16 protein-coding genes are annotated in these 14,728 nt (G+C 67.9%); 5 read left to right on the top strand and 11 right to left on the bottom strand.

The genetic code is table 11. The features are described 5' to 3' along the window. Positions 1-7 precede the first annotated feature (7 nt). Both ON43_RS20620 and ON43_RS20615 read right to left on the bottom strand, forming a co-directional pair. The gene (locus tag ON43_RS20620; RefSeq protein ID WP_040809857.1) at positions 8-1,207 is read right to left on the bottom strand and encodes an NADH:flavin oxidoreductase; all 1,200 of its coding nucleotides are present in this window, start codon (positions 1,205-1,207) and stop codon (positions 8-10) included. Continuing rightward, entirely contained in the window at positions 1,204-1,788 is a 585-nt protein-coding gene (locus ON43_RS20615) for a TetR family transcriptional regulator (protein WP_245568677.1), read from the bottom strand. Before ON43_RS20615 ends, ON43_RS20620 begins: the two co-directional genes overlap by 4 nt. A gap of 112 nt (positions 1,789-1,900) precedes the next feature. Here ON43_RS20615 and ON43_RS20610 point away from each other — a divergent pair, with 112 nt between their 5' ends. After that, entirely contained in the window at positions 1,901-2,512 is a 612-nt protein-coding gene (locus ON43_RS20610) for a DedA family protein (protein WP_040809856.1), read from the top strand. On the opposite strand, the gene ON43_RS20605 is transcribed toward ON43_RS20610, so the two are convergent. The 5 genes from ON43_RS20605 to ON43_RS20590 form a co-directional block, all read right to left on the bottom strand. Continuing rightward, positions 2,513-2,860: a hypothetical protein gene (locus ON43_RS20605; RefSeq protein ID WP_040809854.1), complete on the bottom strand. Its 348-nt coding sequence runs from the start codon at positions 2,858-2,860 to the stop codon at positions 2,513-2,515. 41 nt (positions 2,861-2,901) lie between these two features. Then, entirely contained in the window at positions 2,902-4,080 is a 1,179-nt protein-coding gene (locus ON43_RS44925; protein ID WP_157514124.1) for a DUF8017 domain-containing protein, read from the bottom strand. An 80-nt stretch (positions 4,081-4,160) separates the two neighbouring features. Then, positions 4,161-4,334, bottom strand: coding sequence for a hypothetical protein (locus tag ON43_RS45585; protein WP_167333447.1), 174 nt, complete (start codon positions 4,332-4,334; stop codon positions 4,161-4,163). A 17-nt stretch (positions 4,335-4,351) separates the two neighbouring features. Further along, complete coding sequence (locus ON43_RS42640) at positions 4,352-4,795, bottom strand: DUF1707 SHOCT-like domain-containing protein (protein WP_051178794.1); 444 nt, start codon at positions 4,793-4,795, stop codon at positions 4,352-4,354. Positions 4,796-4,887: 92 nt separating this feature from the next. After that, a complete protein-coding gene (locus ON43_RS20590) occupies positions 4,888-5,865 on the bottom strand; it encodes a LysR family transcriptional regulator (protein ID WP_051178793.1) in 978 nt (325 codons plus the stop codon). A 65-nt stretch (positions 5,866-5,930) separates the two neighbouring features. On the opposite strand from ON43_RS20590, the gene ON43_RS20585 reads away from it, so the two are divergent. Together ON43_RS20585 and ON43_RS20580 are read left to right on the top strand one after the other, a co-directional pair. After that, positions 5,931-6,497, top strand: a complete 567-nt coding sequence (locus tag ON43_RS20585; protein WP_040809852.1) for a UbiX family flavin prenyltransferase — start codon at positions 5,931-5,933, stop codon at positions 6,495-6,497. Between the two features lie 22 nt (positions 6,498-6,519). After that, on the top strand, positions 6,520-8,010 hold the full coding sequence (locus ON43_RS20580) for a UbiD family decarboxylase (protein WP_040809850.1): 1,491 nt from the start codon (positions 6,520-6,522) through the stop codon (positions 8,008-8,010). A 104-nt stretch (positions 8,011-8,114) separates the two neighbouring features. Here the strand turns inward: ON43_RS20580 and glsA are convergent, their stop codons facing one another. Beyond that, positions 8,115-10,031 (bottom strand): glutaminase A, encoded by a 1,917-nt coding sequence (gene glsA / locus ON43_RS20575; RefSeq protein ID WP_040809848.1) that lies wholly within the window; start codon positions 10,029-10,031, stop codon positions 8,115-8,117. A gap of 144 nt (positions 10,032-10,175) precedes the next feature. Between glsA and dxs the strand changes: the two genes are divergently transcribed. After that, positions 10,176-12,122: a 1-deoxy-D-xylulose-5-phosphate synthase gene (gene dxs, locus ON43_RS20570; RefSeq protein ID WP_040809846.1), complete on the top strand. Its 1,947-nt coding sequence runs from the start codon at positions 10,176-10,178 to the stop codon at positions 12,120-12,122. Between the two features lie 118 nt (positions 12,123-12,240). Next, the gene (locus ON43_RS20565; RefSeq protein ID WP_040809844.1) at positions 12,241-13,044 is read left to right on the top strand and encodes an enoyl-CoA hydratase; all 804 of its coding nucleotides are present in this window, start codon (positions 12,241-12,243) and stop codon (positions 13,042-13,044) included. Positions 13,045-13,092: 48 nt separating this feature from the next. Here ON43_RS20565 and ON43_RS20560 read toward each other — a convergent pair whose 3' ends face one another. From ON43_RS20560 to ON43_RS20550, 3 genes are read right to left on the bottom strand one after another with little or no spacing between them, the layout of a single operon-like run. Further along, positions 13,093-13,581, bottom strand: coding sequence for a hypothetical protein (locus ON43_RS20560; protein WP_040809843.1), 489 nt, complete (start codon positions 13,579-13,581; stop codon positions 13,093-13,095). A 49-nt stretch (positions 13,582-13,630) separates the two neighbouring features. Then, the gene (locus ON43_RS20555) at positions 13,631-14,113 is read right to left on the bottom strand and encodes a hypothetical protein (RefSeq protein ID WP_157514123.1); all 483 of its coding nucleotides are present in this window, start codon (positions 14,111-14,113) and stop codon (positions 13,631-13,633) included. A 33-nt stretch (positions 14,114-14,146) separates the two neighbouring features. Further along, positions 14,147-14,620 (bottom strand): hypothetical protein, encoded by a 474-nt coding sequence (locus ON43_RS20550; protein ID WP_040809839.1) that lies wholly within the window; start codon positions 14,618-14,620, stop codon positions 14,147-14,149. Positions 14,621-14,728 lie beyond the last annotated feature (108 nt).

Here is a 14,728-nt window from a genome sequence, read left to right as displayed (position 1 = left end):
TCCAGTTTCACGCGCGCTGCTTGCCATCGAAGTCGATGACGGTTGGATCCGGCCGGAACACGCAGCGGGTTCCGGTGTAGATGGTCGGCATGCATTTGTTGCAGTGCACGCAGGCCGAGCGGGTGCTCGCATCGGATTGGATGCGGCGCAACAGGTTCGGCTCATGCAGAAGGGCGCGCCCCATGGCGACGAAGTCGAAGCCTTCGGTCATGGCCAGGTTCATGGTGTCGAGGTTGGTGATGCCGCCTAGGAGGATCAGGGGCATGGTCAGTTCGCGGCGGAAGTGGCGGGCACGTTCGAGGAGGAATGCCTCTTGGTACGGGTATTCCTTGAGGAAGGCGCGGCCGACCGCTCGGAAGCCCAGGCGGGCGGGGCCGGGGAGGACCTGCGCGAATTCCTTGCGGGGTGCTTCGCCGTGGAAGAGCAGCATCGGGTTGAGAAGTGAACTGCCTGCGGTCAGTTCGAGGGCATCGAGGGCGCCGTCGGCTTCCAGCCAGGCGGCGACCTGCACGCTTTCCGGGACGGTGAGGCCGCCGCGGCGGCCGTCCTCCATGTTCAGTTTCGCGGTGACCGCGAGGCGATCGCCTACGGCTTCTTTTACCGCGCAGGCGATTTCGCGGGCCAGCCGGGCGCGGTTGGACAGTGAGCCACCCCAGCGGTCGCGCCGCCGGTTGAGCAGCGGGCTCAGGAACGAGCTCACCAGGTAGTTGTGGCCGAAATGGATTTCGAGCGCATCGAAACCGGCTTGCTCGGCCAGCCGCGCCGCATTCGCGTGTGCGGCAATGAGTTCCCGGATTTCGGCGTCGTCGGGGACCTTCATGGCCTGCATGCTCAGTGGGCTGAACAGTTTGCTCGGCGCGAGTGCGGGCACGCGATTGGATGCGGCGTTGGCCACCGGCCCGGCATGCCCGATCTGGGCACTGGCCGCCGCGCCCTCCGCGTGCACCGCATCGGTCAATTCTCGCAGTCCCGCAACGGCTTCCGGTCGCATCCAGATCTGGTGCCGGTCGGTGCGCCCGCCCGGTGCGACCGCGCAGTAGGCGACCGTGGTCATGCCCACCCCGCCCGCCGCGACCTCCCGGTGGAAGTCGATCAGCTCGGGGGTGACCAGCGCGTCCGGGGTGCGTCCCTCGAAGGTGGCGGCCTTGATCACCCTGTTGCGCACGGTGATCGGGCCGAGTTTGGCCGGTGCGAAGATCTCGTTCATCGTTGTTCTCCCGGTGCGGTGAGCCCGGCCACCACGAAGTCGCGCAGGGCCGTCAGCGCCGGTCCGGGCATCCCGTGCTTGTCGAGCTCCGGTGTGCCGAACCGCATGATGATCAGGTCGAAGGCCAGCATCCAGCGGCGCTTGGCCTCGGCGGGCGCGAGTTCGGGCAGCAGCGCCGCCCAGGAATCCATCCGGAACCACGGCCCGCGCCACGACGTCAGATGCCGCCCCAGTACGAAGCGCGCCAGCAACCGAAGATGCAAGCGCCCCAAGGGATCCGCTGCCAGCTCCAGGAACGGCGCGAGGATGGTGTCGACCACCGCGGGCACCGAATCCCGCCCGGCGCTCGCCCCCGCCAGTCCCTCGGCCCAGAGCGGACCCAGCCGATCCTCGATGAGCGCGCCGACCAACGCCTCCTTGGACCCGAAGTGGTAGTGCACCGCCGCTGGATTCGCGCCCGCCGCCGCGCAGACCGCCCGCACCGACACCTCGTCATACGGCTCGGTCAACAGCAATCGCTCCGCCGCCGCGAGCAGTCGTTCGCGGGTTCCCGCCGCCATCTTCTCGACCATGCCCAGCATCGAAACACGATTCAATCAGTATTTCAATCATTGATTGAATGGCTGTGACCGGCTATCGATCACCGGGTGTGTCGGCCGGTGCGGTGAGCTGTGGACGGTTAGCGTCAGCGACATGGACTCGGTCGTGCAGCGAATACTGAGCTTCCCGGCGGGCTGGACGTATCTGGTCGTCGCGCTGCTCGTGATCGCGGAGGAGGCCATGGTGTTCGGGCTGCTGGTGCCCGGTGACACCGCGGCCATCCTTGCGGGTGTGGCCGCGAGTCAGGGGCATTTGGGTATCGCCACCGTGCTGGTGCTGGTCATCGCGTCCGCGGTGATCGGGGCGAGCATCGGCTATTGGCTCGGGCGGATCTATGGCACCCGGATGATGCAGTGGGCGATCTTCGACCGATATCGCGATAACCTCACCCGCGCAGGCGATTTCCTGCAACGCCACGGTGGCTGGGCGATCCTGGTGGGCCGATTCAGCACGTTCTTCCGCACCATGCTCCCGGAGCTGGTCGGTATGTCGCCCATGCCTTTCGGTCGCTTCGTGCTCGCCAGCGCGGCGGGCGCGATCATCTGGGGTTCGGTGCTGGTGCTGGCGGGTTACCTGGTCGGCCAATCCTTCACGGTCATCCTCCGCCACATCGACACCGACCTGATGATCGTGGTCCCGATCCTCGCCGTCGTGGCCCTCGTGTACTGGAAGTGGCGTCAGCACCGCCGCGCCGGCGAGTCCTGACTACTCGCTCTGCGCCCAGCCCGCGACCGGAAGCGTCAGGTACACACCGATATTCGCGTCCACGAACTTCTCGACATCGGCCAGCAGCCGGTCGCACCGCTCCTGCCGATTCTCCGCCCGGCTCGCGAAGTACTTCGACCGCACCTCGATCACCAGATCCATCCCCGACCGATCGAACTTCCCCAGCTCGCGGAACCGGATCTCCACATCCCCGGGCTGTAGATCCCCGTCGTAGGGCTCTTCCGGGCACTCCACCGCCAGCGACACCAGATGCGGCAGCCATTCCCCCAACTCGCGCAACACGGTATCGGGTAGCTCCGGCTTGTAGGTCACCTCGACGAGCGGCATTCGATCATTCTATTTGCCTGCCGCGCCGCCGGATCGGCGCCTCAGGAGGTGCGGAGGCTGGCGATCATTTGTTTGGCCTGGTCGGCGGCGAGTTCGCCGGTGGTGCCGCGATCCACGAGGATGGCCATGGCGAGGGTGGCGTTGTGGGGGCCTTGGAAGGCGAAGGTGTAGACGGAGTAGGCGTTGGTGGTGCAGCCGGAGACGGTGGGCTTCCAGGAGCCGGAGGCTTCGACCTGCTGACCCTTGATGCCGGACTTGGTGGTGACCGGGGTGGGGGCGCCGGGCTTGCCGCCGGTGGGGTCGTCGTAGCCGCCCTCGATGGAGATCTTCGCCATCTTGGTGGCGGCGGCCCCGAGGTCGGTGCCGTCGACCTGGGCGACGTAGGCCAGGGAGCGGTAGGCCGAGCCGGGGCAGTAGTTGGTGCCCTCACTGGATTTGCCGTAGCCGAGAACCGAGCCGTCGGCGCCGGCCTGGGCCGAGGTCTCGGCGGGGGAGGCGATGGTCCAGCCGCTGGGGACGTCGTAGCTGATACCCAGCGACGGGGCGACCACGGTGCGGGAGCCGGACTTCGGTGCACCCGACGGGCCGCCGGACGGGCTCGCCTTACTGGTCGGCGCCGCGCTGACGGTGGTGGTCGGCGCGGCGGTGGTGCCGCCGGAATCGTCACGCGTCAGCGCATAGGCCGCGATACCGCCGCCGACCAGCACAACCACCCCGATAACCGCGGCCACAATCAACCATGTGCGATTCGACCCGCCCGACGGCGGCCCCGGCTGGCCATACCCCGGAACCGGTTGCTGCCCAGTGAAATCCACCCCAGGCTGCTGCCCCGGATAGAACTGCTGCGTCGGCTGATACCCCTGAGGCTGGTAGCCCTGAGCCTGATACTCCTGCGGCGCATACCCCTGCGGCTGATACGGCGGATACTCGACCGGCTGCGCCCCGGTCCCCGGATTCCCCCAACCCTGCTGCCCCGCAACCGGAGCACCCCAACCGAGCTGCGTGGGATCGGCTTGCCCCGGACCCGCCTGGTTCGGAGTCGCTGCGCCCCAGCCCAGTTGAGTGGGGTCGGTGCGGTTCCAACCCGGCTGGTTGGGGTCGAGGTTGGTCCAAGCCTGCTGCCCGGCGTCCGGGTGGGCGGGCTGGGGCGGGTTGGCTTGCGGCGGATTGGGATTCGCGGGTCCCGAGGGGTTCGGCCACTGCTCATGGTTGTCCGTCACGCGATGTCACCCCTGCTCGCGGCCGCGCCGATGCGCCTCGGCCTCTCGCCGGTCACCCTATCGGGTGCGCACTGGGCCTGCTAGGCGGGCGATTCCGGATCCGGGTCCGGGCGGGTCGCGGCGGGCGGGGACAGTTTGATCACGCCGGCGTCCAGATCGAGTTCCAGGCGCGGCCGATGCTGCTGACCGTCGCCGGCCTCGCTGCCGTCGTCTTCGAGCTTCTTGCCGGGGAATAGTTCGCCGATGACACCCACGCGATCCAGCGTAGCGCTCAGGTCCGGTAGTACCCCGGCCCGCGGGGCCCGAAGCGCGGCCCGCGCGGCCCGAACCCGCGCCGACCTCGGATGAACGCGAAGAACAGCACCGGGAACAGGAAGAACGGGAAGAAGTGGGTGGCCACCGCGAACGCGATCCCGAAGACCAGGATCACCGCCGCACCGATCGGAGCCAGCGGCAGCGCACGCTGCGGGACCGCGACCGGCGGGGTGAGGATCTGCGGGGCGGGCGGCTGCGGCCGGGGCAGGTCGCCGAACAACACGGCCAGCTCGCCCGCGGTCTTGGCGGCGTACGCGCGCCCCACCCGCTCGTCGTATTCGGTGACGTCGAGACGGCCGGCCGCGAAATGTTCGCCGAGTGCCGCGGCCGCCTGCTCGCGTTCCGCGGTGCCGACGCGGACATCGGGCGGCCCGTACACCGCGGGGTCGAATTCGGTCATGACATCCGCCTCATCGGAGGGAAGGAATCTCGTTGTCCGCCAGCGTAGGCGCGTTCTCGACGACGCGCCTGCACACGCGGACGTAATCACCGCTACGCCTGCTGACGTACGGCTCCACCCGCCGATGGATCACCGCCGATCCCCTGGGTGGCCGTACCGGCGCGGGCGACCGCGGCTTCGGCGGCGAGCCCGGCGAATTCGGCGACCCGCGGATGATCGTTGCTGGTCCGCCACACCAAAAGCACCCGCGCCGCGGGCATCCCCGTCAACGGCACGAACGCGACCTCGGGATGCGTGAAATACGTGGGCATGGCGGTGGTGGTCGCGAAGACCACATCGTTGTGGGCGACCGCCGACAGCATCTCCGGTTCGGTGCGCGCGGGCGCGGAGCGCGGGATCGGGCGGCCCGACGGCGTGGTTGCGGGCGGCCAGAAACTGCGCGCGAATTCGGCGCTCACATCCGGATGCGGTGCGACCACCCGCAATTCGGCCAGATCCTCGATATCGAGACTCTCGCGCGCCGACCACGGATGGCTGCGCGCGATGGCCAGCAGGCGCGGGAACGTCCCGAGTTCGGGTCCCACGGTCAAATCGGGTTGTTCCACCGGGGCCACACAGATCTGGACATCGACCTCCCCGCGCCGCAGCGGCCCGTAGATGTCGGTCCACGGAATCTGGGTCAGGGTGACCGGGCACTCCGGATGCCGCTCCCGGAATCCGGCCAGCGCCGTATCCAGTGTCGACCCGTACGGGCCGAGGAACCCGACCCGCAATCCGCGTGCGGCCGTCCGGGTTTCGGCCAGGGCGCGGTGCAGGTCGGCAAAGGCGGGCCGGACCCGCGCCAGCAGATGCTCGCCCAGCGGATTCAGCGCTACTCGACGGCTGGTGCGCTCCACGAGCCGTCGCCCGACCCGCCGTTCCAGGCTGCGGATCAGCTGGCTCACCCGGGGCTGTGACAGCCCGAGCCGGATCGCGGTGCGCCCGAAGTGCAGTTCCTCGGCCAGCACCACGAAGGCTTCCAATTCGGCAGGGTCGACCCGGGTTTCGCGAAAAGTATCTTCGATCAGCATTTCTTATCGATCATCCCGAATCTCGCCGTTGATGGCTATCCGACAGCTGCCCCATTCTTTTGGCTGTGAGCGAAGTACGGCGTTTGGTGGTCGGGATCAGCGGTGCGACCGGGATCGCCTACGGGGTCCGGGTGCTGGAGCTGGCCCGCAAGGCCGGGGTGCAGACGCACCTGGTGGTGACCCCGGCCGGGCAGCGGACCCGCGCTTACGAAACCGCCCTGAGCTCCGCGGATCTGGCGACCATGGCCGACGTCGTCCACCGGCCCGCCGATATCGGCGCGGCCATCGCCTCGGGTTCGTTCCGCACCGCGGGCATGATCGTGGCCCCCTGCTCGATTCGCACGCTGTCGGCGATCGCCTACGCCAATAACGACAATCTGCTCACCCGTGCCGCCGATGTCACCTTGAAGGAGCGCCGCCGCCTGGTGCTCATGGTCCGTGAAACCCCGCTCACCCTGGCGCATCTGCGCGCCATGACCGCGGTCACCGAGATGGGCGGCATCGTCATGCCGCCGGTGCCCGCCTTCTACCTGAACCCGGAATCGGTGGCCGACATCGTCGATCACACCGCCGGGCGTGCCCTGGACCTGCTGGGCATCGAGGTGCCCGACCTGCCCCGCTGGGGTGAGTGACCCGACTCGAAGGAAAACCCCTGTGCCACATCTGAAGAGCCTGCGCGAATTCATCGAGGCCCTCGACGCCCTCGGCGAGATCAACACCATCACCGCCGAGGTCGACTGGAACATGGAGCTCGGCGCGATCATCCGCCGCTCCTACGACCTGAAGGCCCCCGCGCCCCTGTTCACCAATATCACCGGCTACCAGGGCAGCGGTTTCCGCGTGCTGGGCGCGCCCGGCGCGCTGTCGGGTCCGGCGCATCGGCTGGCGAGAATCGCGCTGGCGCTGGGACTTCCGGCCGACGCCACCGGCCAGCAGATCGTCGAGGTGCTCGCCGACGCCCGCACCAAGCCCGGTATCCCGCCGGTCGTGGTGGATCGCGCCACCGCGCCGTGCAAGGAGAACATCAAGCTCGGCGACGACATCGACCTGTGGGCGTTCCCGACCCCGAAACTGCACGGCAATGACGGTGGCCGCTATATCCAGACCTACGGCATGAACATCGTCAAGACGCCGGACGGCTCGTGGACCAACTGGTCGATCAACCGCATGATGATCCACGACAAGAACACCCTCGCCTGCCTGATCCCCGGCCCGCAGCATCTGGGCATCATCCGCTCGAAATGGACCGAGATCGGCAAGCCGATGCCGATCGCCCTGGCCATCGGTGTCGAGCCGGGCCTGCCGTGGGTGGGCGGCATGCCGATCCCGGAGGGCGAGGACGAGTCCCATTACCTGGGCGCGCTCTTCGGCGAGGGCCTGGAGCTGGTCCCCGCCGAAACTGTCGACCTGCTCGTCCCCGCCACCGCGGAGATCGTGATCGAGGGCCACATCGCGCTCGACGAAACGGTCATGGAAGGCCCGTTCAACGAATTCCCCGGCTATAACGCCACCGAGGCCAGCCTGAAGCAGGTCTTCCACGTCTCGGCCATCACCCATCGCGACGGCGCGATCCAGCCGACCGTCGCCGCGGGCCCGCCGGTGGAGGAGGACCACACCATCATCGGCACCACCAGCGCCGCGGAGATCCTGTACCTGCTGCGCCGCGCCGGACTCCCGATCTCCTCGGCCTGGTACAACTTCGAGGCCGCCGTGCACTGGCTGACCCTCGCGGTGAAGCAGGACTGGCACGAGACCACGGGCCTCGGCTCCCACGAGCTGGTGGACCAGATCGCCAAGGTCATCTTCACCGGCAAGCCCTCGGTCAACGCCCCGAAGATCCTCGTGGTCGAGGACGACGTCGACATCACCAACCTCGACGAGGTGGTCTGGGCCTTCGCCACCCGCTCCCACCCCGATGTGAACCGCGGCGAATTCCACTACCCGCCCGCCGTTTCCGACCAGCTGGCCGTCTACCTGTCCCCGGAGGAATCCCACTCCTTCATGGCCGGCAAGGTCATCTACAACTGCCTGCTGGCCGACCACTTCCCCGAGGGCCGCCGCCCCGTCAAGGGCAGCTTCGAAAACGGCTGGCCCACCGACATCCAGCAACGAGTCCTCACCCGCTGGCAGGAATACGGCTACTGACCCGACCCCCAGTAGTCCGCCGAGTGGCACACCAGCGAGGGGATTTGTCTGAATTCCCCGCGCTGGTGTGCCACTCGATGATCGGGGGTGACCTCGAGGGATTGTCAGATGTTGCCGTGGGCCGCTACCGCGCGGACCGCCGCGTCGGCCTGGGTGTAGGCCGCGGCCGCCAGACGTTCGAGGAGAGCCAGTTTGATGTGCGGGGCCTGGTTGGTGAGTTGGTCGAAGCGGGCCGGGGGGAGGACCGCCACGCGGACGGTGGTTTCGGCGTAGACGTCGTTGGTGTAGGGCATACCCGCGAGCATCGACGTCTCGCCGAAGGACATGCCGGGGGTGAGGGTGATCAGGCGGTGGCGGCGGTTCTCGCGGTCGGTGAAGGTGAAGCGGACGCGGCCGTCGAGGATGAGGAACAGGCCGCAGCGTTGGGTGCCGCGGGCGACGATGAGTTCGCCGCGGGCGATGGTGCGGGTCTCGAATTCCTTTGCCAGGTGGGCGCGTTCGTCGTCGGGCATTTCGGCCAGGGCGGGATGCTGGTCGATGGTGTAGGCGACGGGGCATTCCTGGCCGGGCGGGCGGTGCCGGTCGAGGATGAGCTGTTCGCACCATTCGGTGGCGGCGTCGCGGTCGATGAAGACGCGGCCGCGGGGATCGCTGGGGTCGAGGCTGGACACCAGGTGCTCGAGCTTGCCGTCCGGATCCACCAGGGCCACACGGCAACCGGCGGCGGCCAGTTCGGCCTCCAGATCGTTGAACATGCGGATCGCGATCGGGCTCACATCGCCGACCTCGCGCAAGTCCAGGACGAGGGCCTCGAGCCCGACCGTGACGGCCGACCCCGCGGAGTCGTCCGCTCCGGTGGAGTTCGCGGCGGTGGTCTCCACGCTGTGGCGGGTTGTGAGCCCGGCCGCGTCCTCCACTGTGCGAACCGTGGATTCCGCACCGGCGAACAACAGGTCGCCGTGGAGTTCGAAGATGCGGGCGCGGTCGCCGAATTCGCGCAGGACTGTCAACTCGTCGGTATCGCGGCGCAGGCGAGAAGGCGCTTCCGCCACCGAGTAGGCGGCGCGGATCGCGGTGTGCGCCGCGCGGGTGACGTGCAGGAAGTGCAACCCCAGCCGGGTCGAGAGTTCCCGGCACGCCTTGACCCCGCGCACGCTGCTGCCGTGCGCGTCGAGCATGGGGGAGTAGACGGCGATCCCGATCTGCCCGGGCAGCACCGCCAGGATGCCGCCGCCCACACCGCTTTTCGCGGGCAGCCCGACCGTGGTCACCCAGTCGCCCGCGGAGTCGTACATGCCGCAGGTGGTCATGACCGAGAGCACCTGCTCGACCAGCGGCCGGGTCAGCGCCCGTTCGCGGGTCAGCGGATTCACTCCGTTGTTGGCCAGCGTCGCGGCCATGACGGCGAGATCGCGGCAGGTGACATCGATCGAGCACTGCCGGAAGTACCGGTCCACCGCCTCGTCCGGATCGATGTCGATGATTCCCGCGCCGCGCAGCAGATACCCGATCGACCGATTCCGATACCCGGTCCGCGCCTCCGAGGCGTACACCGCCTCGTTCATGCTCAGCTCGCGTCCCGCGAATCGGCTGTAGCTCCGCTTGATTCGGGCAAACCGGTCGGCCGCGTCGGTGCCCTTGATCAACGACGCCGCCGCGATCGCCCCCGCGTTGATCATCGGATTGCGCGGCCGCTGCGTCTTGGGGTCCAGACTGATCTCGAAGAACGGCTCCCCGGACGGCTCCACATCGATGCGCTCGCCCACCGCCTCGACACCTCGATCGGCCAGCGCCAGCGCGTAGGTGAACGGCTTGGAGATCGACTGAATCGTGAACGCGGTGTCCAGATCTCCGCTCCCGTACACCCGTCCGTCGGCGGTAGCCAGGCAGATGCCGAACGAATCGGGTTGCACCGCCGCCAGTTCCGGGATGTAGTCGGCGAGTGTTCCCGACGTGTCGGTCCGGCACAGCTCGTAGACTTCGTCGATGATGCGGGCCACGACGCCGCCGGAGGGGTCCACGGGGCCACTGTAACCGGCGTAACGTGTGGGGAGCCTCACATCCCCCGGGGATGTCGCAGGTGACAAATGTTCCTGGCATCGGGGGCCGGAACGGGCTCCGTAGACTGTTGCAATCACAGGAGACATCCGGAGGGAGCAATAGCCGTGGGAGTGCTTTCCCGGGTCGACACGCCCGAGGATCTGCGTCGGCTGTCGGTACCGGAGCTGCACGAGCTGGCCGAGGAGATTCGCGAGTTCCTGGTGCGGAAGGTCGCCGTCACCGGCGGGCACCTCGGGCCGAATCTGGGCGTCGTGGAGCTGACCATCGCGTTGCACCGGGTCTTCGACTCGCCTGCCGACCCGATCATCTTCGATACCGGGCATCAGGCGTACGTGCACAAGATCCTCACCGGCCGCAAGGACGGGTTCGATCGGCTGCGCAAAGAGGGCGGGCTGTCGGGCTATCCGTGTCGCGCCGAGAGCGCCCATGACTGGGTGGAGTCCTCGCACGCCTCGGCCTCGCTGTCCTATGCGGACGGTCTCGCCAAGGCGTTCGCGCTGACCCGGCAGAAGCGGCACGTGGTCGCGGTCGTCGGGGACGGCGCGCTGACCGGCGGCATGTGCTGGGAGGCGTTGAACAATATCGCCGCGGGCCAGGATCGTTCGGTCATCGTGGTGGTCAACGACAATGGCCGCTCCTACGCGCCGACCATCGGCGGGCTCGCCGAGCGGCTCGCGGGATTGCGTACCCAGCCCGCCTACGAGCACGCGCTGGATGCCACCAAGCGGATCGTGCAGAGCATTCCGCGCGTGGGGGATTCGGCGTACTCGATGCTGCATGCCATCAAGACCGGGATCAAGGACGCGGTCGCGCCGCAGGAGCTGTTCAGCGATCTGGGCGTGAAGTACGTGGGCCCGGTCGACGGCCACGATCAGGTGCAGTTGGAGGCGGCGCTGCGGCGCGCCAAGGACTTCGGCGGTCCGGTCATCGTGCACGCGGTGACGCAGAAGGGTCGCGGGTACAAACCGGCCGAGGATCATGTGGCCGACCAGATGCACGCCATCAACCAGATCGACCCGGAGACCGGTGAGCCGCTGGGCGGTTCGTCCGGTGTCAGCTGGACGTCGGTGTTCTCCAAGGAGCTCATCGCCCAGGCGGAGCAGCGCGACGACATCGTGGCCATTACTGCGGCCATGCCGGGACCGACCGGTCTGTCGCCGTTCGGGGACCGCTTCCCGGAGCGCATGTTCGATGTCGGCATCGCCGAACAGCACGCCATGACCTCGGCGGCGGGTATGGCGCTGGGCGGTCTGCATCCCGTGGTCGCCATCTACTCGACCTTCCTCAACCGCGCCTTCGACCAGCTGCTCATGGATGTGGCGCTGCTCAAGCTCCCGGTGACCCTGGTACTCGACCGCGCGGGCGTCACCGGTGACGACGGCGCCTCGCACAACGGCATGTGGGACATGTCGGTGCTCGGCATCGTGCCCGGCATCCGGGTGGCCGCCCCGCGCGACGCCGCCACGCTGCGTGAGGAATTGGGGGAGGCGCTGCACATCAGCGACGGCCCCACCGCCATCCGGTTCCCCAAAGGCGCTGCGGTCGAGGAGATTCCGGCCGTCGAGCGCTTCGAGGGCGTCGATGTGCTGCGGCTGCCGGACGTCAAGGACGCCGCGTCGTACTCGGTGCACGCCGACGTCCTGCTGATCGCGGTCGGCGCGTTCGCCGATCTCGCGCTCAAGGTCGCGGATCTGCTGACGGCCGAAGGGGTTTCGGTTACCGTGGTCGACCCGCGCTGGGTGCTGCCGGTCTCCGACACCATCGTCAAGATGGCGGGAAACCACCGCCTCGTGGTGACCCTCGAGGACAGCGGGCTGCACGGCGGCATCGGTTCCACGGTCTCCGCCCGGCTCCGCAGCGCGGGCGTGGACGTCCCGACCCGCGATCTCGGTGTGCCGCAGCAGTTCCTGGACCACGCCCTGCGCGCCAAGATTCACCAGGATCTCGGGCTGACCCCGGGTGAGATCGCCCAGCGCGTGCACGTGTGGCTGGGTGCCGCCGACGCCTCCGGCGCCGATATCGAGGAAGCGCTGCTCGACGCCGCCGAATAGTCTCGGCCGCATACCGACGGACCCGCGATCCACGATCGCGGGTCCGTTTTTCTATGCGGAGCTGGCCTTCTCGCGTAGATTCTGAAACAGGTTACAGTTTCGGGTCAGGAGTTTTCGGATGTCGTTCGTTCTTGTCGAGAAGCCGCGTCCCCAGATCGCGCTGGTCACGTTGAACCGGCCGGAGCGGATGAACGCCATGGCGTTCGACGTCATGGTGCCGCTGCGCGAGACCCTCGAGGACGTGGCGGCCGACAACGAGGTGCGGGTGGTGGTGCTCACCGGGGCCGGGCACGGGTTCTGCTCGGGCGCGGACCTGCAGCACGCGGGCAAGGTGCCGGGGGTAGAGGGGTTGACACGCACCAGCATCGCGCGCCGCAGCATGACGCTGCTCGACAATGTGATGCTCACCATCAAGCGCATGCATCAGCCGGTGATCAGCGCCATCAACGGCGCGGCCATCGGCGGCGGCTTCTGCCTGGCCATGGGCACCGACATCCGGATCGCCTCGGAGGACGCCTATTTCCGCGCCGCCGGCATCAACAACGGCCTCACCTCAGCCGAACTCGGCATCAGCTACACCCTCCCGCGCGCCATCGGCTCCACCCGCGCCTTCGAAATCATGCTCACCGGCCGAGATGTCGACGCCACGGAAGCCGAGCGCATCGGCATCGTCTCCCGTGTCGTCCCCTCCGACAAACTCCTCGAATCGGCCTACGACACCGCCGACCAGATCATCCGCTGGTCCCGAGTAGGCGGCGAACTCACCAAACGCCTCCTCTGGAACGGCCTGGAAGCAAGCTCCTTCGAATCCCACATGCAGAACGAGGGCCTGGCCCAGCTCTACGTCCGCCTCACCACCGACAACTTCGACGAGGCCATCCGAGCCCGCCGCGACCGCCGCTCACCCGACTTCAAGGACTGAGCGACGGCCGGGAGCGCCTCGGTCCCCCTGCCGGGCCGAGGCGCTCGCTCAGTGGCCGGCGCTGCCGGAGCCCAACAGGTCCGCACTGCCGGAGCCGAAGCTGCCGCCGCCACCGCAGCCGCCCTGCTGGGGCTGCTGTGCCACAGGCGATCCGGCGGGTGCGGCCACCACGGTCACGGTCACCGAATCCTTGAAACCCTTGGTGTCGATGGTGGACAGCGTGTGGGTTCCGGCGGTGGCCGGGACCCAGAAGACCGAGTAGCCGCCGCCACCGATGCAGGAGCCGTTGTCGTAGAAGCTGTTGGTGGGACCGGTGATACTGACGCCGTCGTACGGCCCTTCGATCCAATATGTCTGTCCGGCAACGATGGAAGCGGGTGTTCCGCAGTTTCTTCCGGCTGCGTCGCACTGCTCGACTTCGATGCCGTGGATACCGGCGGCGGCGAGGCCAGGGGACAGTGTGGTGAGAGTTCCTGCGACGCCGACAAGGCTTGCGGCCCAGGCGATACGGCGCGAAGAGCGGGATCCGGTGTGCATTGTTGTATTCCTCGTATCGGTGAAGAGATCTCGGGGGTGTGTGGTGTGCTCAGGAGCCGGTGCTGCGGAGCAGCCCGGCGCTACCGGAGATGAGCTGCTCGATCAGCCCGGCGGCGCCGACGCCGCAGCCGCCCTGCTTGGGCTGCTGCGCGATCGGCGCTCCGGGTGGCGCGGCAGTTACCGTCACTATCTGCGTCTCTCGCGGCGTGCCGACGTTCCCCACGGACAGCGTGTGACTGCCGCTGGTGAGCGGAACCCAGATGACGGAGTGGGTGCCGCCGCCGATGCAGGCGTCGTTGTCGTAGAAGTTGTAGGTGGGAATGGCCCCGTTCGTGCCGTCCCAGGCGCCGACGATCGCGTAGCTGTGCCCGACGACGAAAGAGGTGGCGGGCGTGCAGGTTCCGCTCGCGCAGTCCTCCACGTCGAAGTTGAACCTGGAGGCGGCGGCGAGGCCGGGGCAGAGGGTGGTGAGTGTTCCTGCGACGCTGATAAGGGCTGCGGCCCAGGCGATGCGGCGGTTTGTGGTGGACATCGATGACTCCTTGCTGCGTTCGGGCTTCTGGTGCTAGCTGCCGGGCCGCAGGTTCGAGCTGCCGGAGCCGAAGCTGCCGCCGCCACCGCAGCCGCCTTGTTGGGGCTGGTGCGGTGTCGGTGCTCCGGCCGGTGCGGCGACCACGGTCACCGTGATCGAAACCGATGTCTTCGCAAAGCCGAGGAGGTCGTAGGTGTGGCTGGTGAGGGTGTGGGTGCCGGTGGTGAGCGGTACCCAGGTGTAGGTGAGGGACCTGCTGCCGATGCAGCCGCCATTGTCATAGAGGTCATTGACGGCCTGGGTCTGATCCGTACCGTCATAGGGCGGGTTGACGGTATAGCTTTGTCCGACAACGAAAGTCGTTGGTGTCGTGCAGGTCCCGCTCGAACAGTCCAGTACATCCATGCCGAACCTGCCGGCGTTGGCGAGGCCGGGGGACAGGGCGGCGAGGGTTCCAGTGAGGCCGACAAGGGTTGCGGCGCAGGCGAAGTGGCGGGCGGCGGACATCGGTGGACTCCTGTTCGTACCCATCGGTTTGGGTTGACAGAATCTAACTTTCACCAACAGTGAAATGAGTCCACTTCAAAAAAGCGGGGTGCCCCGACTTTCTTGGGC

This window comes from Nocardia concava NBRC 100430 (assembly GCF_000308815.1).
Classification (GTDB): Bacteria; Actinomycetota; Actinomycetes; order Mycobacteriales; family Mycobacteriaceae; genus Nocardia; species Nocardia concava.
Note: the sequence above shows the minus strand (reverse complement) of the source record. Positions and strands in the feature narration are given on the sequence as shown.